Source organism: Microbacterium daqui (assembly GCF_050408675.1).
Taxonomy (GTDB): Bacteria; Actinomycetota; Actinomycetes; order Actinomycetales; family Microbacteriaceae; genus Microbacterium.
This window is the reverse complement of sequence record NZ_JBNTKF010000006.1, coordinates 1-18,668: the sequence shown is the minus strand read 5'-3', so window position 1 is coordinate 18,668 and position 18,668 is coordinate 1. Positions and strand designations below refer to the sequence as shown.

Annotated in this window: 20 protein-coding genes; 1 reads left to right on the top strand and 19 read right to left on the bottom strand. The window is 69.2% G+C overall.

The window, feature by feature from the left end; all coding sequences use genetic code 11:
* Positions 1-31 precede the first annotated feature (31 nt).
* The 6 genes from ACQUSY_RS05390 to ACQUSY_RS05365 form a co-directional block, all read right to left on the bottom strand.
* Positions 32-244 carry a helix-turn-helix transcriptional regulator gene (locus ACQUSY_RS05390; protein ID WP_428903485.1) on the bottom strand — a complete coding sequence of 71 codons (213 nt, stop codon included), beginning with the start codon at positions 242-244 and terminating at the stop codon, positions 32-34.
* Complete coding sequence (locus ACQUSY_RS05385; RefSeq protein WP_428903484.1) at positions 241-822, bottom strand: hypothetical protein; 582 nt, start codon at positions 820-822, stop codon at positions 241-243. The genes ACQUSY_RS05390 and ACQUSY_RS05385 overlap by 4 nt, the downstream gene beginning before the upstream one ends.
* Before the next feature lie 82 nt (positions 823-904).
* Positions 905-2,680 (bottom strand): type IV secretory system conjugative DNA transfer family protein, encoded by a 1,776-nt coding sequence (locus ACQUSY_RS05380; RefSeq protein WP_428903483.1) that lies wholly within the window; start codon positions 2,678-2,680, stop codon positions 905-907.
* Complete coding sequence (locus ACQUSY_RS05375; RefSeq protein ID WP_428903482.1) at positions 2,677-3,162, bottom strand: hypothetical protein; 486 nt, start codon at positions 3,160-3,162, stop codon at positions 2,677-2,679. Before ACQUSY_RS05375 ends, ACQUSY_RS05380 begins: the two co-directional genes overlap by 4 nt.
* Before the next feature lie 69 nt (positions 3,163-3,231).
* On the bottom strand, positions 3,232-4,728 hold the full coding sequence (locus ACQUSY_RS05370; RefSeq protein WP_428903481.1) for an ATP-binding protein: 1,497 nt from the start codon (positions 4,726-4,728) through the stop codon (positions 3,232-3,234).
* Entirely contained in the window at positions 4,725-5,516 is a 792-nt protein-coding gene (locus ACQUSY_RS05365) for a hypothetical protein (protein WP_428903480.1), read from the bottom strand. The genes ACQUSY_RS05370 and ACQUSY_RS05365 overlap by 4 nt, the downstream gene beginning before the upstream one ends.
* Positions 5,517-5,594: 78 nt before the next feature.
* On the opposite strand from ACQUSY_RS05365, the gene ACQUSY_RS05360 reads away from it, so the two are divergent.
* The gene (locus ACQUSY_RS05360) at positions 5,595-6,455 is read left to right on the top strand and encodes a DUF4062 domain-containing protein (RefSeq protein ID WP_428903479.1); all 861 of its coding nucleotides are present in this window, start codon (positions 5,595-5,597) and stop codon (positions 6,453-6,455) included.
* Between the two features lie 5 nt (positions 6,456-6,460).
* On the opposite strand, the gene ACQUSY_RS05355 is transcribed toward ACQUSY_RS05360, so the two are convergent.
* The 13 genes from ACQUSY_RS05355 to ACQUSY_RS05295 all read right to left on the bottom strand — a co-directional run bounded on the left by ACQUSY_RS05355 (position 6,461) and on the right by ACQUSY_RS05295 (position 18,600).
* Positions 6,461-7,924, bottom strand: coding sequence for a PrgI family protein (locus ACQUSY_RS05355; RefSeq protein WP_428903478.1), 1,464 nt, complete (start codon positions 7,922-7,924; stop codon positions 6,461-6,463).
* Positions 7,925-7,930: 6 nt separating this feature from the next.
* Positions 7,931-9,316 (bottom strand): TrbL/VirB6 family protein, encoded by a 1,386-nt coding sequence (locus ACQUSY_RS05350; protein WP_428903477.1) that lies wholly within the window; start codon positions 9,314-9,316, stop codon positions 7,931-7,933.
* A 31-nt stretch (positions 9,317-9,347) separates the two neighbouring features.
* The gene (locus ACQUSY_RS05345) at positions 9,348-9,617 is read right to left on the bottom strand and encodes a DUF6112 family protein (protein ID WP_428903476.1); all 270 of its coding nucleotides are present in this window, start codon (positions 9,615-9,617) and stop codon (positions 9,348-9,350) included.
* 126 nt (positions 9,618-9,743) lie between these two features.
* Entirely contained in the window at positions 9,744-10,010 is a 267-nt protein-coding gene (locus tag ACQUSY_RS05340) for a DUF6112 family protein (RefSeq protein ID WP_428903623.1), read from the bottom strand.
* Positions 10,010-11,644, bottom strand: a complete 1,635-nt coding sequence (locus ACQUSY_RS05335; protein ID WP_428903475.1) for a M23 family metallopeptidase — start codon at positions 11,642-11,644, stop codon at positions 10,010-10,012. Before ACQUSY_RS05335 ends, ACQUSY_RS05340 begins: the two co-directional genes overlap by 1 nt.
* Before the next feature lie 12 nt (positions 11,645-11,656).
* A complete protein-coding gene (locus ACQUSY_RS05330; protein WP_428903474.1) occupies positions 11,657-12,346 on the bottom strand; it encodes a hypothetical protein in 690 nt (229 codons plus the stop codon).
* 43 nt (positions 12,347-12,389) lie between these two features.
* Positions 12,390-13,400: a ParB N-terminal domain-containing protein gene (locus ACQUSY_RS05325; RefSeq protein ID WP_428903473.1), complete on the bottom strand. Its 1,011-nt coding sequence runs from the start codon at positions 13,398-13,400 to the stop codon at positions 12,390-12,392.
* Positions 13,397-14,299, bottom strand: coding sequence for a hypothetical protein (locus tag ACQUSY_RS05320; protein ID WP_428903472.1), 903 nt, complete (start codon positions 14,297-14,299; stop codon positions 13,397-13,399). The genes ACQUSY_RS05325 and ACQUSY_RS05320 overlap by 4 nt, the downstream gene beginning before the upstream one ends.
* 93 nt (positions 14,300-14,392) lie before the next feature.
* Positions 14,393-14,809, bottom strand: coding sequence for a hypothetical protein (locus tag ACQUSY_RS05315; RefSeq protein ID WP_428903471.1), 417 nt, complete (start codon positions 14,807-14,809; stop codon positions 14,393-14,395).
* Positions 14,806-15,531, bottom strand: coding sequence for a DUF2637 domain-containing protein (locus tag ACQUSY_RS05310; RefSeq protein WP_428903470.1), 726 nt, complete (start codon positions 15,529-15,531; stop codon positions 14,806-14,808). The genes ACQUSY_RS05315 and ACQUSY_RS05310 overlap by 4 nt, the downstream gene beginning before the upstream one ends.
* A complete protein-coding gene (locus ACQUSY_RS05305) occupies positions 15,528-16,460 on the bottom strand; it encodes a bifunctional DNA primase/polymerase (RefSeq protein WP_428903622.1) in 933 nt (310 codons plus the stop codon). The genes ACQUSY_RS05310 and ACQUSY_RS05305 overlap by 4 nt, the downstream gene beginning before the upstream one ends.
* Complete coding sequence (locus ACQUSY_RS05300) at positions 16,460-17,542, bottom strand: ImmA/IrrE family metallo-endopeptidase (RefSeq protein WP_428903469.1); 1,083 nt, start codon at positions 17,540-17,542, stop codon at positions 16,460-16,462. The genes ACQUSY_RS05305 and ACQUSY_RS05300 overlap by 1 nt, the downstream gene beginning before the upstream one ends.
* A gap of 140 nt (positions 17,543-17,682) precedes the next feature.
* Entirely contained in the window at positions 17,683-18,600 is a 918-nt protein-coding gene (locus ACQUSY_RS05295; protein WP_428903468.1) for a helix-turn-helix domain-containing protein, read from the bottom strand.
* Positions 18,601-18,668: the final 68 nt, after the last annotated feature.

Here is an 18,668-nt window from a genome sequence, read left to right as displayed (position 1 = left end):
CACCGGCTTGGGCGCAGCGGTCGGCTGGGGCTCAGCTCTCCGCGGCATGGTCGTGTTCCAGCTCGGCCAGCCAGCGATCCACCGCATCGAGCCGGTACCGGGCGATCCCGCCGAGGCGCAGGAACGGCGGTCCGGTCCCGGCCGAGCGCCACCGTGACAGCGTGGACTCCGAGACCTTCAAGTACGCTGCGACCTCGCGGCTGTGCATCAGGGGTGACACCACGAGTGTTCCGCTGTCGCTCATGACACTTCTCCGGTGTCGGGGTCGAGGTCGTGGTAGAACGCTTCCTCGGCCTCGCGGCGGGCGGCGAGGTCGGCCATGACGAACTCCACGAACTCGGCGTCGCGGTCGATGATCGGGATGTCCTCGATCGGTTCGGCGGGTTCTTCGCCGGGCCAGACGGTCTGCCTGGTCGGCCGGTCGTGGTCGAGCTTCGTGCCGGACGCGGCGACCCATTCGCGGAGCCGCTGGCGGGCGTCGGCGAAGTCGCGGTGCCATCCCAGCGGTGCGCTGCCGTTCTGCTCGGGGTCGTAGGCGCAGAGCCAGTGCAGATGCAACGCGGAGAGTTCCCACAGCAGCTCGGGGTGCGTGTACCAGGCCGGCGGGATGACAGAGGCGGGAAGCCCGTAGGTGTGCCTGAGCCAGTCCACCCAGCGGTTGAGCTCCAGCCACTCGACCTCGGCGTCGTCGGCGTTCAGCAGGTTCCAGTTGATCGGGTGCGGGGGCTCAGCGATCAGCGGGTCGTCGTAGCCCTCATCCGTCTCGTCCAGGTCCGGGTCGGGAACGTTGCTCGCGGTCACGTCATCGGTGGCGTCGGACATGCTGTGCTCCTGTCTGCTCACGCGAGCGGTCATCGCGGCTCGCTGTGGCAGCGAGGTGAGCCGCGAGGCGACTGGCGCGTGTTCAGTCAGTGCGGCGCAGCAGAGCCTCAATCTCGGCGCGGTCGGCGGTGAACTGGGTGGCGTCGGGGCGCTTGGGCCAGGGGTGCAGGTCGGTGACGATCGGTGGTGCGGAGCGCAGCAGCACGATCCCGGTTCCGAACGGGAGCCGGCGGATACGGTCGGGCGGGAAGATCGGCACCCGCCTGACGGACCTCTGGTTGGAGCGGGTGCCGTGATCGCCGAGGGTCACGGAGTCGGTGTACTCGTCGCGTTCCCCGACGAGCGCGGACAGGTCTTGCAGGTCGCGACTGTTGGATGCGCCGCCGAGGATCACCTTGACGATCGAGGCGTCCCAGATCGCGCCAGCCTGGTGCTCGTTCCACTTGTCCCTGGCCTGGGCGAGGCTTTGCAGCACCGGCATCGCCGTGATGCCTGACCCGCCCCCTTCCGCCATCAGCGTTGGAAGCGACGGCAACGGGCTGAGGTTAGCTATCTCATCCAGCGCCAGCAGCAAGGGCGGATCGAGTCGGGCGCCGGGTGAGCGGGCGGAGAGCCGGCGGGCGGTTTCGATGAGGTCTTCCACGAGCGCGGCCACCAGCGCTGCGGATGCGCCGGCCCCTGAGCCGGTAGCCAGCAGGAACAGGGTGCCTTTGTTCTGGATGAACTGCTCGGGGTCGAAGCCCTCGCCGGGGCCGGGTGAGACGGCATCGAGCACCCGCGGGTCGGCCAGCGAGCCGAGAGCCAGGGAGACGCCCTGCCAGATGGAGTCGCGGGTGCGCGGGTCGGAGTCGATCATTGCCTCTAACGATTCCGCCCACCCGGTCGCCGCCAGAGGGGAACTGGTCAGGATCGCTACGGCATCGGCGGCCGCGGTGGGGTCGAGGGTCCAGCGGAACAGTTCGGCCGGCGGCCGGTTGTCGATCGCCGCTGCGTGCAGCAGCGATTGCAGGGCGGCGCGGGTCTTGCCCTCCCAGAACCCGCCACCATCGACTCCGCCGGCGGACAGTCCGGTGCCGGCGGCGAGCCCGGTGGCGCGGATCATCGCCGTCTGCGGCGACTCGCATCCACGGATCGGTGACCACCGCATCCCCGCAGGTAGACCCTCCGCCAAGTGTTGGGGGTCGAAGATCGCGACCGGGCCGATCCGACGCCGGGCGCGCATCGTCGCGGTCAGGTTGTCCGGCCGGGTGCTCGTGGCCACGACTGCGCCGGGAGCGTCGAGGATCGCGGGTATCACCAGGTGCAGGCCTTTGCCGCTTCGGGGCGGGCCGATGACCATGATCGAGTCCTCCACACTCGCCCACACGCCCGCGCCCTTGGAGACACCCAGCCGGTAGCCCACGTCCTGCGGACGCGGACTGTCCAGACCGGGCCGGAGGCTCCCCGCCCGGCGCAGCAGCGCCTTCTCAGAAGCGGCAGCGTTGACCTCCGAGCGAGCAGCGATACCGGCAATCCGACGCGGGTCCTGCTCGATCCGGTGCATGTGCCGGCGCAGCCGCGACCAGGCCCAGACCCCGCCGCTGACGAGGCCGGTAAGCAGCAGGCTCGCGACGATCCAGTAGACGACCGGACTCAGACCGGGCGCGCCGAGCGCACTGGCGGGATCGCCGGGATCGAACAGCACCCCGACGCCGGAGGCAGGACCGCCGGTCGGCTGGCTCGTGCCCGTGATCCATGCCGCAACCGACCCGGCGCCACGAAGCATAAGAGCGACGCCGAACAGCACGACCAGCCCGATCATGGCCGCGTTGGTCAGCTCGTCTCCAAAGGAGCCCGTCTGCCGGCCCTGACCGTTCATCGCGCCACCCGCTGGACGACGACCGTGCCCGAGACGCGCCCGAACAGCAGCACCTCAACGACTCCACCCGAGGCGTCCGCGCTGAGCTGTGCGGGGTCGATGAGGGCGCGAGCGGCGCCGGTCCCGGCGGCCTCGGTGTGCCCGGTGATGACACCGACGGCCACATCCTCACCCGGCACGAAGCCGTCGCCCTCGACAACGAGGAACACTGGAAGCGGTGCTGGCTTCTCGGCCTCGGGCTTCGACTGGGTTGCTCGACGGCGGCGGGGAGCGATGATGTCGGTGAAGCTCGTGCCGTCCGCCTCGCGGACCTCGACCCGCACCGCTGTCGTCCGGTCGTTAGTGGCGCGGTCGATGATCTGCCCGAACGAGGATCGCCGCCACGGCGGTGCGAACGGCTCCGGGGCCAGCGGCTTGCCGTCGATGGTGACGGCGAGCGTGCCGTCCTCGCGCACGTCGAGCACGACGAGCGGAATGGACACCGGGACTGATTCGGGCTCGGGTTTCCTCATGGTCGCGAGGTGAGCCAGAAGCCTCCTGACGCCGCACGTTCAGGATTCGTGCGGGGCACCGCCGGTCATGCGGGCGGTGGTGTCGAAGGCGGCCAGTTCTGCGGGGTGGAGCTGGTGCTGCACGACGAAGGAGCGGTCCTTGATGCGCCAGAGTCCCTGCCCGGTGCCGAGTCCGGGCAAGAGGCGCTGTTCGGTGCCGGTGAGGCCGAGCGCGGCCGCAGTGGGACCGAGCTGATCGGTCTCCTGCCGGTACACGATCCGGGTCTCGGCGTTCGCCAGGAGGCTGTTCGCGAGTGCCCGGTTCGCTGAGCCCAGGTCGCCGACGTTCTCCAAATCGGTGAGCTTGTGGAACACCAGCAGATTCGCCAGCCCGTAGTGCCTGGCGAGCCGCCAGTGCGCGTCCATCCGGCGCAGCAGCGCCGGGTGGGACATGAGCCTCCACGCTTCGTCGTAGATCACCCAGCGGCGGCCGCCGTTGGGGTCGAGCAGCGCGGCTTCCATCCATGCCGATGAGCAGGTCATCAGCACCGAAATCAGGGTGCTGTTCTCCGTGACCCGCGACAGGTCGAGGCTGACCATCGGCAGCGACGGATCGAACTTCACCGTCGAGGGGCCATCGAACAGTCCGCTGAGGTCGCCAAGGACGAGGCGGCGCAGGGCATGGCCTACTTCACGGCCGTCTTCGGTGAGCCTGCCGTCCGGGTCGTCGGCAGAGTCAGGGCGCAGCAGCCGGTCGACCACCATCGGCAGGATCGGAACCTCAGCATCGCGCACCGCTCCCGCGAGTGCGGTGTCGATCGCGGTGTGTTCCAGGGGCGTCAGTGGCCGGGCCAGCACGGTCTCGGTGAGCGCGCCGAGCAGATCACGGCGCCGCGCGGCGAGGGTCGTAGCCCACTCCTGATCCGAGAGGCCGCCGGGCCGGTAGCCCTCATCCAAGGGATTGAGGCGGTTGCCCATCCCATGCCCGAGGATGATCGCCCTCCCGCCCACGGCCTCCGCGACGCCGCTGTGCTCACCTTTCGGATCGCCGGGCACATAGACGCGGTACCCGAAGGGCAAGGACCGGGTATAGAGGCTCTTGGCGAGCGAGGACTTCCCGGAGCCGACGATGCCCGCCAGGATCAGGTTCGGAGCGGTGATGATGCCCCGCTGGTAGAGCACCCACGGGTCGTAGACGAACGATGAGCCCGAGTAGAGGTCTTGGCCGATGAACATGCCGGCCGACCCCAGCCCGGCCTCGGCGAGAAACGGGTACTGCCCGGCGAGCACGGCGCTGGTGTCCTGATGCCGGGGCAGCCGGAACCGGCCGGGCGAGCGGAGCATTGCCGGACCGGGCTCACCTGCCGATGGCAGGTAGACGGTGGCGCGACGCTCGGCGCGCTCGGCCTCAGCCTTCGCACGCGACGCTTCCTCCTCCACTTGGCGTGGCTCGGCTATCAGGCGTGCGGCGGCCTCCTTCCGGGCCTTGCGTAGCCGGCGTCGCTCCGAGGCGGGAGCGACCAGGACGGCGGTGTGCAGCTTCTCGTCCCGGCTCACAGCGAGAGCCCTCGGGACTGCTTGACCGAGGCGACGCCGGGATGCTCGAACCAGCCGCCCTCACGCACGGCGCCGCGCCGTGCGGTCGTCTCGCGCGCGGGAGCCGAGCGCCGCGCCGAGACGTGCGCCTGGTCGGACGGGTCGAGGGCGTCTTCAGCCGGGATCAGGCGCCGCCGGTAGAGGGCGACGTGCCCGGCCTGCGGGTTGTAGGTCATCGCGTAGTCGCCGGTCTCGGCCTGTCGATCACCCGTGTAGACGGGTGCGGAGTCGTGGACATAGCCGCCCTCCATCGCCGCGTCGGTGGTCTCGTCGCCGTAGTCCCACTGAGACAGATGCTCGATGCCCGCCTCGGCGCCTTTGGCGTCGATGAGGTCGAGCACCTTGTGGGCTTCCTCGCCTTGGAGGAACACGATGCCGACCCATCGCTCCACGAGGCGATCCTGCGGGTTCCACACGATGCGGCCCGAGTGCGTCATCGCGGCATTGAGGCGGTCGTGGGCTTGGTCGATGAGCGTGCCGGCCTGGTGCAGCTCGTCAGCCGCGGCCACCGCCTCGACCGAGCCGCCGCCGTACTCGCGCGACTCATCGGTGACCTGGTGCTGATGGTTCAGGTGGACGGTGGCGAGCTGGTCGAGCACCTGCCTGAGCGAGCGGACGCCGCCAAGCAGGTCACCGATCACTGCGTAGGTCTCGGACGGGTCCTCGAAGGTGCGGCTGGCGTGCGCGAGCCCGCGCAACGCCTCATAGGCTTCGCCGGCATCGGCAGCAGGGTTCGTGAACGTCGGCATGACGGCCTCCATGACTTTGGTACCTGGCAGGTGCGCGCCGCCGGTCCGATGTCAGTTCCCCTCCGTAGGCTGGTATCTATGCCCTATGTCGCCACCGTGTTGCGCGTGATGATCGCCTCGCCCTCAGACGTGCCTGAGGCTCGCGACGCCGTCGAGAAGGCGGTGCATGGCTGGAACGACGCGAACGCGAGGAACAAGAGCGTGATCCTGCAGCCGTGGAGGTGGGAGACCTCGGCAGTCCCCGTCATGGGCGCTCATCCGCAGAAGCTCATCAACGCGCAGGGGGTCGATGATTCTGACATCGTGTTCGCGCTGTTCGGTGGACGACTCGGTTCACCAACGCCTGATGCCATTTCGGGAACGGCCGAGGAAGTGGACCGGGCGCTGGAGCTGGGCAAGCCGGTCCATCTGTACTTCTCGACCGCCCCGCTGCCGAACGACATCGATACCGCGCAGCTCGACGCCCTCCGTGCCTTCAAGAAGGACATGCAAGATCGCGGACTGCTCGGCGAGTTCAGCAACCCCGAGCAGCTTAATCACGAGGTCTGGAAGGCGATCGAGCACGACATCGTCACCCTGAAAATCGACTCGACCCCTGCCGCACCGTCGCAGCCCGGTGGAGTGGACTTCCTGGTGCAGCCGCATCAAGAGCGCGAGGTCTCGGGAGTGAATTCGAAGGGTGCTCCGCGCTACACGACAAAGCACTGGCTCGACATCACCAACACCGGCGACTGCGATGCGGAAGGCGTCGTGTTCGAGAGCGTCGGCGAAGACAGCGCCATGTTCGTCGCAGGGCCGGACGGAGCGACAACCATTCACCGGGGCCAGACCCGACGCCTACCCGTGATGTTCACCTTCGGAGGCTCTGGCGATCCCGTACTTCGTATCCAATGGGTTGAGGACAATGAGAACAAGCATCGAGACTTCCACGTCGGGTAGCTCCGTCACACCGTCCGGCACAGCGGCAGCGCCGCCGCCGTGAACGCCGCGGCCTGCTGACCGACGAGCCTTCGGGTCTCGCAGGACGCCTGAATCGCGGACTGCTCGATCGCCGCGGTTGCCGCTTCCAGTTCGTCGAGCGTCGGCGCGGAGACGCTGACGAGGCCCGACACTCGGAGCACCCCGTGGCCGGCGGTCAGGTCGGCTTCTTGTTGGAGCACGTCTTGGTACTCGGCGGTCTGCGCGGCGTCCTCGATCTGCCCCATCCGGGCACGTTGAGCGGCATCCGAGATGTGTTCGACCTTCTTCTTACGGATGTCGCGTGCAGCCTGGTCGGAGCGCATCGGGGTGTAGATCAGCGACACCGAGCGTTGGATGCCGGTGGACAGCAGCACCGGGGCGAGGAACCCCGGATACACCATCGACCTCGGCCACTCCGAAACCCACAGCACGGCGTGCCAGGCGGAGTCGGTGCGCAGGTTGCCCCAGGTCTCTGTCACCGCGACCGGGCCGGCGGCGGCGAGCTCCTGCCCGAGCCGTCCGTGTCGTTCCAGCGTCGCGGCGACGGCCGGGTCGTAGGCCGAGCGCAGGATCACCGCGATCTGGCCGGGGCCGAGCCAGCCGGTCGGGGTCAGGTCCGCCGAGCGCAGCGCCGTCGTGAGCGTCGCCATCTCCTGGCGGAGTACCGCGGCGGCGCCGCGGATGCCGCCGCCTGCGGTTCTGATCTGCCGGGCGGCCGCCTTCATGTCCAGGGACAGGCTGATCGTGGTCGCGTGTCGCTCTCCGGCGGGGCCGGCGCGTTCGATCAGCTCGGCGTAGGTCTGGGAGGCCCAGGTGTCGTCGGCGGTGCCGTGCTTGGCCCACCACTCGGCCAGTCCGCTGCCGGAGTCCGGCAGGGTCCGTTCGAGCACTTGCAGGGTCGCGATCCTCCCAGAGCGGCACACCGTCGCGAGCACCCGCCCCCAGGCAGTGACCCGGCGTTCCTGCTCACCGGGGTCCAGCAGCACGAACGCGGGATGGGTGACTTCGCAGATCACCGTGAGCGTGCCCTGGCGGGGGTCGTGGATCATGCACGCCCCGGTCTCGGGGTCCAGATGCTCCCGGAGCCGGGCCATGTCGCCGGGCAACGCGAGATTCCCCGCCGGGCGGGGCTTCACGATCCGTCGCCGGTAGAGCAGTTGCCCGCCGGTCGTGCGCCACAGCCACCAGCACGCGACCGGGAGCCATTCGACCATCGGCCGCCCGGCGACAGGCACCCAGGTCAGCACCGCCGCGAGCACCCACACCGGCGCGGTGTAGGCCAGCAGCATCCCTGCCCCGCCGTAGAACGCCGCAAGCACGGTCAGCCCTCCGATGCCGAGGGTGATGAGCTGCGCGACCGAGAGGCCGAGCAGCACGCCCCGGCGGGTGAGCCGGCTGAACTTCATCGGCGTCAGCTCGCTACCGGACACCTTCTGTTCGGTCGGCATGGTCGTTCACTCCTTCGCGGTCTGCGGCGGCTCGGACTTGGGGGGTGCGGGGGTCCGCGGCTGCGGAGTCGAGGGCGGTGGCGGCGTCTTCGATGGCGCGGTGCTGCCGCCGTGGACCTCGGCGCCGCTCGCGGCGGTCTCGGCTTGACCGGCGACGGCCTGGCCTGCCTTCGGTCCGGCTTCGGCGGCGCCCTTGACGACCTGCGCGCCGACGACGACGGCTGCGGCAGGTCCCGCCGCCGCGCCCGCGCCCGCACTCGTGCCGGCCCCAGCGCCCGCGCTTCCCCCGGCACTCGCTCCTGCCCCTGCGCCGCCAGCACCGCCACCGGCGGCGGGTGCAGGCGTCTTGGGCGGTGGTGCTCCGCCCGATCCGCCAGACCCGCCCCCGGAGCCACCCCCGGAACTGCCGCCGCCCTTGGGGTCATTGAGCACCTTCTTGGGCTCGCTGCCCCCCTTGGGCCTGGATGGGATCGGGAGCGGACGGTTGAGCGCGTTCTTTGCCTCCTGCTCGGTGCCCATCTGCTGGTAGAGGTCGAAGCCGATGAACGACACGAAGCGGTAGACCATGTAGGGCGCGAAAGCCGCGATGCCCATCAGGACGATGCCGGTGATCGGCTCGGTCACGGCGGCGATGTCCGCCTCGATCGGAGTGGCGATCTGGGTGATCGCCAGCAAGAAGATGACGACCAGCACCAGCTTGGAGACGATCAGCGCGATCACGAACGCCGCCCATTTGCCGATCCAGCCGCGGGTGGCGTCCCAGGACGCGCCGGCGAACGCGATCGGCGCCAGCACCACGCCGACCAGCAGCAACGCCTTGCGGATCAACAGCGAGAACCAGACGATGAAGACGGCGGCGATCATCAGCCCGGCCAGGAAGATAGTGACGATCGCCCCGACACCAGGCGCGGCGATGTTGATGCCCGCGAGTCCGGCGGCGAGCAGGATGAGCTTGTCGCCCATCGTCTCGGTGGTCTCCCCGGATGCCTGGATGATGCCGATGCAGAGCTGGTCCACGATTTCCAGTGCGAGCGCGGTCAGCGTGACCACGACGAACGCGCCGAGCACCGACTTCGCGGCACCGAGTGCGGCACGAGACAGCGCAGTCGGGTCGCGCTTGATGAGCCCGGTGATGAGTTGCAGGCAGAAGAAGATCAGGACGAGGAAGACCCCGATCCCGAAGATCAGGTTGTAGACCGCGGTGAATCCATCGGCGGTCACATCGACCAGGGTGGTCGTGTCGAACACGGCCCACATCGCCTCGATCAGCCAGCCGGCCGCGCCGCCCATCGCCTGAGCGAGCCAGTCGAACGGGGCCGCCACGACCGTCGCGGCGGCCTCGCCTGCGACATCGCAGACGGTCGAGATGATCGGCACATCGCAGACGCTCATCGCGAATCTCCTGCCGCGAAGCCCGGCGGCCTCAGACGGCCTGGCCGACGTTCCAGAAGAAGTTCACGAGCGTCACCGCCGCACCACACACCACGGCGGCGCTGCAGGAGATGAGCACGCCCAGCTTCCCGCGTCCGGCCAGGTGCGGGTTCGAGCTGTTCGAGCCGTAGGCCCACACGATCGCGGAGACGATCAGGGCGAGCACGGCCAGGATGAGGCCGATGGTCATCACGGCGCCGACGATGGTGCGGAGCTGTTCGATGCCGGGCAGTCCGGAGCTGTTGGGGTCGATGTCGATCACGGTGGTTACTCCCTCGCTGAGCAGATGGCTTGTGACGGCGAGGTGAACCAGGAAGCGACTGGCACGAGCAGGCAAGGGAACGGCCCGCCCCAGGCAGCGAGCGGGCCACACGGGATCGTCAGAGGGTCAAAGCTGGTTGCCGACGGCGATGAGCCAGTTCACCCATGCGACCCCGGCACCGGCGAGGGCGGCTGCGCCGACGCCGACCAGCACGCCGACTCTGCCCTTGGACGCGAGGGAGTGGTTGCCGTGCGAGGCGCCCAGCGCCCAGCAGATCGCCGAGACGATGACCATGAGCACGGCGACCAGCAGCACGATCGTCAGCAAGGCTCCGACGACCTGTTTCAGATCGCCGATGCCGCCGAGTCCATCGAAGTCGGGAAAGACGCCCATCACGCGCCCACCTTGACGGTCACGTGCAGGTGGTCGTAGTGCCCGCCGGTCACGTCGCCGGGGTCGTGCATCCCGCCGCCGTTGTAGGGGCGCCAGCCTTCGGCATCGCGCGACAGCGACCAGATTTGGCCTTGCCAGATCAGGTACTCGACGCCGAGAGATTCGGCGTGGTCCTTCATCCAGTTCGTGACCCGCCACCCGTCCTCGAGCTGCACAGGCGTTGGGTGCGTGCCTATCCGATTCCCAAAGGTGATGTCACAGGCCCTGCCCAGCGGATGCTCCGACCTCGTGCCAGGCCGGGGCGAGTAGCACGCCCAGGAGGTGTCGGGGAACGCGGCGCGGGCCTGAGCCATGAGGTGCGCCATCCGCGCGGTGATCTGCCCGTCGCTGGTGGGGTCATCGACCATCTGGTCGGGGTCACCGTCCATCGGTGCGGGATCGCCCGGCGTGCCGCCCGTGGTGTCGCATCCGTTCGGGCTGCCCACACTGGCTTCGGGCAGGTCTGCCGCGTTGTGGTCGTTGAGCCACTTGGCTGCATCGACCGCCTCGCCGCTCGTGCCGCCGGGCCTGACCTCGAAGTGCAGATGCGGCCCCGTTGAGTTGCCGGAGCTGCCGACATCGCCGATGTGCTGACCGGCGACCACACGGTCACCGCGTGAGACGTGGATGCCGTGCTGCCACATATGCGCGTAGGCGGTCGCCACCGTCGCGCGGTCGATCTGATGCTCGATGACGATGAGCCCGCCGTACCCGCCACTGAACTCCGCCACGGTCACGGTACCGTCTGCCGCAGCCAGGATCGGCGTGCCATCAGGGGCGGCGAAGTCCGTGCCGGTGTGGAACGAGGGCTCACCCGTGATCGGGTGGATACGCGGCCCGAACTCACTGGTCAGCACCCACGTCCCCTCCGGAAGCGGGAACACCACGCGAGCGGACTGAGCCACCGGCCCCGCGGCGAGCACGACGCTCGCCGGGCCGGCCTCGCCTGCGCCACCGGTGAGCGCGTCGAGGATGGCTTCAGCGACCGGCTCGTAGTTGCGGTAGCGATCCGGGTAGGCCGACACCTCGAGGGCTTGCGCGGCCTCGCCGGGGTCCATCTGCTGCCACCCCGGAATGTCCAACAGACCGCGCGGGCTCGGGTAGTTCGGGCCGGTCGGCCCGCCGAAGAACGCCCGCGCCTGATACTGCGGGTCCATCAGCTCCGCGACGGTGCCCCAGCCCGACTGCGGCCGCATCTGAAACAAGCCGAGCGAGTCGTGATCCGAGCCGTTGCCGTCATTCGGGTAGTTGCCGCTCTCGGGGTACGCGCTCGTGTTCGCCAGCATCCGCAGAGTGGACTCGGTGAGCGCGGCCATCAGCGCGATCGTGATTCCGGGCCGGCCGACGCCCTCGATCCCGCCACCGATAGTGATGATCGTGGCCGCGTGCGTGAGCTGGGTCTTGTTCAGCGTGAATGTGGTGCCGTCTCGGGTGGTGACGGTCAGCGAGTCGGGGACATTCGCCACAGTGACGCTGCCGCCCGGGACGACGCAGCTCGCCGCCGCCGGGTTCATCAGTACGCCGATGGCGAGCAGGATGCTGGCCGGCCCGAACAGCACGAACGCGAGCCCAAGAATGAGGAGCTTCTTCGCCATGACGACTCCCGGCTATCGGAGCGGGTTGTCGAGCTGCGACAGGCGCAGCACATGACACAAGCCGGTGCGGAACTGCGGTGCCGGCGGCGGGCAGGCCAGGAACACAGTGAAGCTCGCCGAGTGCTCCGAGGTCACCGGTTCGCCGTTCCAAACGCCCTCGCGATGGCGGGTGCCTTCGATCGTGACCGCGGTGGCACCGGGCGGGAGCTGGCCGTGCTGCGCCTGCTCGACCGCCTGATCCCACGCCTCGGGCACGAAGGAGTCGTCGATCACCAAGTGCTGAGTCGTAGCGTACTGGCGCAGCTCAACCCATGCGTCACGGGTTGGCAGGTAGGCGGCGATGTCGGAGGCGAGGCCGGCCTGCTCGTGACCGGACGGGTCCCCGACCTCCAAAATCGCGGCGGAGTAGTCCAGTGGCATCAGCCCCGAGCCGGTGTCCCAGCCAAACAGCGCCTCGGCGACGTTGCGGGCGAACGCATCCGGGTCGTGCGAGGGGATCACCTGCGGCGGCTCCGATCCACTGGGTTCGGACTCACCCGGAGCGGTGACGGTCGGAACCGGATCGGGAGAAGGATCGTTCGGCTGTCGCGGGCCGGTGATGAGCCCGTACACGCCGACGCCGATCAGGAGCAGCAGGGCGAGGCCGGCGGCGATCACGGCGATGGGTCGACCACGAGGCCAGGAGGCGAGATTCGTCTTCATGCCCGCCAGGTGAGCCCGCCCGCGACTGGCGCGTCGGCATGGCTCAGAGGGCGCGCAGCAACGGCCGATCCTGTTGTGCCTCAGTGCGGGCGGCGCGGAGCCGAGCGGCGAACTCGGTCGTGCCCTCGACCGTGGCGAAGAACGCCTCGACCTGCTCATCGGTGAGTTCGGCGGCCAGCTCGTCCACGTCGTAGTGGGTCCACCACGCCTCCAGGTCGCCCCAGGTCAGCACGAACGCGCGCACCGAGAACCGCGCCGGCCGCTCATCCGCGTCGACCGGACGGCGAGACCGTGCGGCCGGCTTCGCGGCCTTGCCGGCCTTCGCGGCGTGGACGCGAGCGAGTGCTTGGTCGGCCAGCTCGTGCAGTTGGCGGTCTCGCTCGGTGGTGTCCTCGGCGTGCGCGGCTCGGAGGCTCTGGAAGATCGGGTTGACCGGCGCGCCGGCCTCGATCTCCATCAGCCCATCGCGCGCCTGGGCGCGCATCTGCGCCGGCATGGCGGGGTCTTCTGCCAGGCGTTGCAGGAATCCGATCTGCTCCAGTCTGGTGTAGGAGGAGGAGCCGGTGACCATGCGCGCCGCCTGCGCGCGGGCGTCCCCGAGCTGACCGGGTGCCGGTGGTCCCGCCGAATCGGCGGGACCATGCTTTCCGGGCTCGTGACCGTCTCGGAACTGGGTGGCGGCCTTCCTCCGGGCGGCGTCCTCGGCCACGAGTTCCTTGATTTCCCGGTACAGGCCGGCGGCCTCGATCGGTGTCAGCGGCTTGTGAAGCTGGTTGTCGTCCTGTTCGGCCAGCAGATGCCCGAGCCGGTCGGAGATGCCCGAGCGCACCCACACGCTGACCCGCCGCTGGCCGAGCTTCTTGATCGCCGCGAGCCGGCGTGCCCCGCACACCAGCGTCCCGTCCGGGGTGATCGTCGGCGGCTGCAACAGACCGTCGCGCTCGATCGACGCGACCAGCGCGTCGAGGTCGCCCAGGTCGGTGCGATGCCGGTGACCGACGGTGATGGACTCCACCGTCCGCTCCAGCTCGATGTGCCCGGCAGGAGTGCTCATCCCGCACCCCGCGACTTCTTCGTGCCCCGGTCGTGGGTGCCCGGCACCGCCAAGGAGAGCGTGAGCACGAGGTCGTCGTCACGCAGCAGCAGCGGTAGGGTCTCGCCGATCAGCAGCCGCAGCAGCAGGCCGCGTCCCGCGCCGGTCGCCGCCAGCTCCGTTCCCGGGGTGCCGAGCAGGGCGCGCAGCAGCACCGCCCACGAGCGGCTGGGTAGATCGAGCAGCGCCCGGGCGTGCTTGTCGCGCCGCAGCGTCTCGTAGGCGGTGTGCCGGTTCCCGACACGGGTCAGCGCCGCGCAGACATGCTCCACCGCCGCTCGCGCGGTCCCGGCGGGCCAGCCCAGCAGCACCAGCAGCGTGATCGCATCCTCCACGGCCGCGGTCGCGCTCGTCACTCCTGAACTGTCGCGATCCGGCGGCGCCGTCTCGTCATCCTTGCCGTGATGCGCGTCGGTGACGTGGAAGGCCGGGTGGTAGTCGTCCAGCGGGTTCTCACGGTCGGAGAGACGCTCGGGGTCGTGGAACACCGAATAGCGGGGCCGGCGGGCCTGGTGGGTCGAGCACAGCAGACCTTGGCCGCGTTCCTCGGCGATGCAGGTGATCCGCACCGCGTGCGTGACGACCGCCCACGGATCATCGGCCGTGCGGGCGGCCTTGGTGCGCATCACGTCGAACGCCGCTGACGCGGCCTCCCACGGATCGAGGTGATGCTTGTGCGCAAGCGCTGCGTACTTCTCGGCGGCGAACGCCATCAGCGCCGCCGCCACCGGGTCTCGCTCCCAGGCACCGCGACCGGCGGCGTGGAGCCGATTCAGCAGGGCGCGCAGCCCCTCGCTGCTGCGGTAGTCCTCAGCCGATCGATCATCGCGTGCGTCGGTGGGCGTGGTGTTGTTGGTCATGGTCGGGGCACCTCCTGGCGAGCAGGTGCACCCGCAGGCGACTGCGGGTTCTACCTCGACCAAGAGGGTGTCCATGACTCATCACCACCCGGGCTACCGCATCCCGACCCCGGACCGGACCTGGCCCTGATCGGAGCCGCCGTGGCGTCCGAACGCCGATAGCGGCGGCAGGTGTCGGGCGCGCTCACCGACCCACCGCGCGCCCGCCTCGATCGGAGCCCGAACCTTGCGGCTACCGGCCGCAGTGAGGTCGATGCCTCGGCGCGACAACCCTCCACCGCTCCAGGCGAACAGGTCGGTTGGGCGCACCCAATCCACGCCCCGGCCCCGCACCTGCGCCAACTTCTCCTTCGCCGCCCTACGAGCCTCGGACTCCTTGATCGCGTCCGGCGTGCCCGCCACCTCGGCATCCTCGGCCGGGTTCGAGGTCGTCCGCACCCGCTGAGCCGGTTCGGGCTCGGGATGGCGGTTGTACTGGTCGGCCGGGTTCTTCTGGTCGTGGTCGCTCATGGTGCGGCTCCTTCCATCGCGGGCTCGGACCCGGACGGGTCCGCCTCATCGGTGTGGTGAGCACGAGCCGTACCGGCGTGCTCGGGACGGGGCAGCCACCGGCCGACCGTCGAGGGATGCACGCCCAGGTGCCGCGCGATGGCCTTGTTCGACCACTCCTGCTCACGCAGCTCGGCCGCCAGCGCCCGACGATCCGGGCCGCCGTCCTCAACCGCCTCAGCCGTGCCGGGCTCGGGATCGGGCAGGTCGGGTGGTTCCGCCTCGCTCTGTGACGACACGGCCGGGATCGGCGCAGCCGCCGGCAGATCGGTGGCTCGGGCGGCGGCGCGGGCCAGAACAACGGTGAGGTGCGTGATCGCCAGCAGCACCACCGGCGGCACCGCGGCCACCGCAGCGGCCAGCGAGCCGGGTACATCGGCGTCGGCGGCGACGACGGCATGCAGGGAGTTCGCGGTCACCGACACTGCCGCGCCGCCGATCAGCAATGTCCACGGATACCAGGCGGCCTTCTCGCCGGCGAGTGCGACCACGGCAACGGTAGACACCACGATCACGCCATCGACGATCAGCGGCCATGCCCACGCCTGGCCGGCCCCGATCCCGGAGCGGAGGGCGAGGTCAGCCAATGCGGTGAAGGACAACCAGAACGCGCCGGCCGCGACGAACACCGTCCCGGCAACCGAGGTGATGACGGTCCAGCGCCGCCCTTGAAGCCTGCTCATGCCAGCCCTCTCGATCTGGATGCCGACCGTTGCGCCGCATGACGGGTGAACCCAGCGGCCGCCCGGCTGGACGGAGCGGGGCGCTCCCGGTGTTTGGTGGCGTCGCCGACGCTGCGGTAGGCGCTGTAGACGGTTCGCGTGATTTCCCGCTCGCCGAAGTCCGGCTGCTCCGCTCGGACCAGCGCATCCAGGGCATCGGAGACGGGTACGTTGCCTTCGGCCAGGCGGCACGCGGCCCAGAACAGCTTGTAGTTGCGATCGCCCTTGACCTGACGCGCCAACCACGCAGCGAGCCGGTCCGCGTCCTCCCGCCCAGCGACTCTGCGGTTCTCGGGCATAGGACGGCGCGGCGGTGCAGGGGCGAGGAAGTTCCGTAGCCGCACAGCATCCACCGGCTTCACCAGGCCCGCGGCGACCTGCTCGACTCGGTACGGGATGCGTGCGCCGTCGAGCATGCGCACCGAGGATGGAGCGATGATGTAGCCGCCGTCACCGCGGCAGTCGACGCCGGCCTTGCCGACCGCCCACGACCGTTGCTCTTGGGCTGGGTCGGCTGGGAAGTAGGCGTGCCGCCCGCCGGTCGGCGTGGTCACTGTCGCTAGCGGCTCAGGGATCAGGCCCGCGCGAGCGGCACGCGCGTAGGAGGCGTACCCGTTCGCACCGTGCACATCGATGTCGATCACGACCAGCCCCGACGCGGCGCCGGTGGGGATGCCGATGTTCGCAGTTGGTTGCCATCGCCACCAGCCCTGCACCCGCCGCAGATCATCCGTCGCCTGCTGGAAACCCGAAGGCACGAGCGGCGTCTTCTCACCTGGCGCGCAGGGAAAGACTGGCACCCCAGCCCGCGCCAGTTCGCGTGCCGCATCCGGCAACGACAGACCGTTGAGCTGCTCAAAGACGGTGGCGAGTGCTCCGGGGGCGACCATCACAGCCCCCGCCCCGGCACCGCCTGCACTCTCCGCAGCTCGCGTTCGGGCAGCGGTGTTCGATCCGGTGCCCGCTCGGGTTCCGAGTGTTCGTGTCCGGCACGTTCGGGGGCGTCGATCCGCAGTGACACCGGGTTGCCGTTGCCGAGCTGGATCGTGTTCAGCTCGCCCAGGACCTCGGTGGCGGTGCGCCGGACCTTCTCGCCGGTATCGCGAATCACCTGTACCGGGTCCTTGCCGTCCACGTTCGCCGCCCACCCGGCCACATAGGGGATCGTGTAGTCGCTGGTGTCCATGCCGTGCGCGGCGGCGATCATCAGCGCCACCGACTCGGCCTCGACCTCGCCGATCCCGCGATGCTGGCGGGCCTCCTCCTGGTTCGGCCCGTGCAGGCGGACGTGACCCAGCTCGTGTGCGAGTGTCTTCACCTGCGCGGCCGGGTCCATGTCGGTGCGCACGAGCACTTGCCGGGTCTCGTAGTCGGTCATGCCGTTCGCGCCTCGGATCGCGTCACTGTCCGGCATCCGCAGCACCTCGTAGCCCAGCGACTCGACCTGGGTGGCCAGTCCTTCCCACAGTCCGGCGGGTGCTTCGCCTTCTAGGAGCTTCGGGCTCGGCAGTTCCGGCAGTTCGGCGCCGTGAGTCCGGGACACATCCCAGACATGGGCCGGCACTACGTTGACGACCCGCCGTTGCACGACTTCGCCTGGACGCGGCTTCTCGCCCTTCATCAGACGTCGCCACGAAGCCGGGTCCTTCGGCGTCGCCGTCGCGAACCTCACCCGCACCGGGCTGCGAATCTCATAGCCGCCGCCGGCCTCGGCCCAGCGGCCCATCTTCTTCCAGTCCTGAAACCCGGCCACCCACGTCGGCGTCGGCGTGGGCACTCGGCCTTGCTCGTATGCTTCGAGGTGCTGAGCCCAGATCAGCAGTGTGTTGTTGAACGAGCGGGACCGGAACCGCGCGGCGAACTCCATCGCCTGCCGCCAGTCGTCACCGGACACCAGTTCCTCGACTGAGCGCACGATGCGTTCTTCGAGAGCTTCGAGCTTCGCTTCCCGCGTCTCGTTCCTCATAGCCATCGCCTGACCTCCCTCCGCCGGGGCCGCCCGAGAGGGAGCAGCCGTGCGACCACGAGGTACGCCGGGCGGATCAGGAAGACGAGACGGACGACGGAACGATGCTGGCGACCGTCAGGCTCCGCGACGAACCCGACGAGTCTCTACCGGACTACCGGAGCGAGGGTGTCCTCGGGTGTCGCACGAGCTGATGCCGCGGTTATCGCCGGGGCAGATGCGCGTTTCCGCCGGTTGATTGCGGAACCTTCTCCGTTTCTCAAAGCCCGATAACCGGCGGGAGTCAGCCCGACGCCACGGCGGAACTGGCGCGTAGCGAAATCTGAATCGCTCCAACCCACCTCGCGAGCAATCAGAGCGATCGGCGCATCGGATTCGCGCAGAAGCGCGGCCATCCGCTCGGTGCGAAGCATCGTGAGATAGGCGATAGGAGACTTCCCGAACGCCTCCACGAACAAGCGGCCGAGCTGCGACTTTGAGAGATGTACCTCATCAGCGAGCTCAGCCGTAGACCATCGCCGCTGCGGCTCAGCACGCAGGAGATCCGCTGCCCTGCGAACTTCCGCTCGCAATGGCGCGAATCGGCGATGTCGTGGCGCGGACGGCCACGTTGTAGCGCGCTGCGTCGGCGACACTCGCACCTGCGAAGTCTTGACGAAGGGCGCGATCACATCGACCAGGCTGAACCAAAGAGCCTGCATCCGGTAGAAGTTCTTCGCGGGACGTCCTTCGATGCTTAATGCCGCCAACTCATCGAGCCAGGGCATCATCCTCTGGGTGCGATCCTCGCCGAGACGGAGCACCTGCGCAGGTTCGGTGTACATCGTCGCTGCGAAGTCCTGGGCGTCGAGACGGTGGCACAAGCTGCCGACATGCTGCCAGAACACCTGGTCGATCACATAGTCCGTGTCTGCGTAGATCGTCGTTACCGTGATGTGACCCTCGGGCTCGCTGCCACACAGAGTGTTCGCGCCCAGCAGGATCACGTCGCCGGGCCCAACGGGCTGTTCACCAAACTCGCTGAAGAGGATCGCAGAGCCATCGCGAACGATGATCACCTTCACGCAGTCGTACGCGACCGGCACCCGGGCACGGGAGATGGTTGCGGTACGAACCATGAATGGTTCGTACC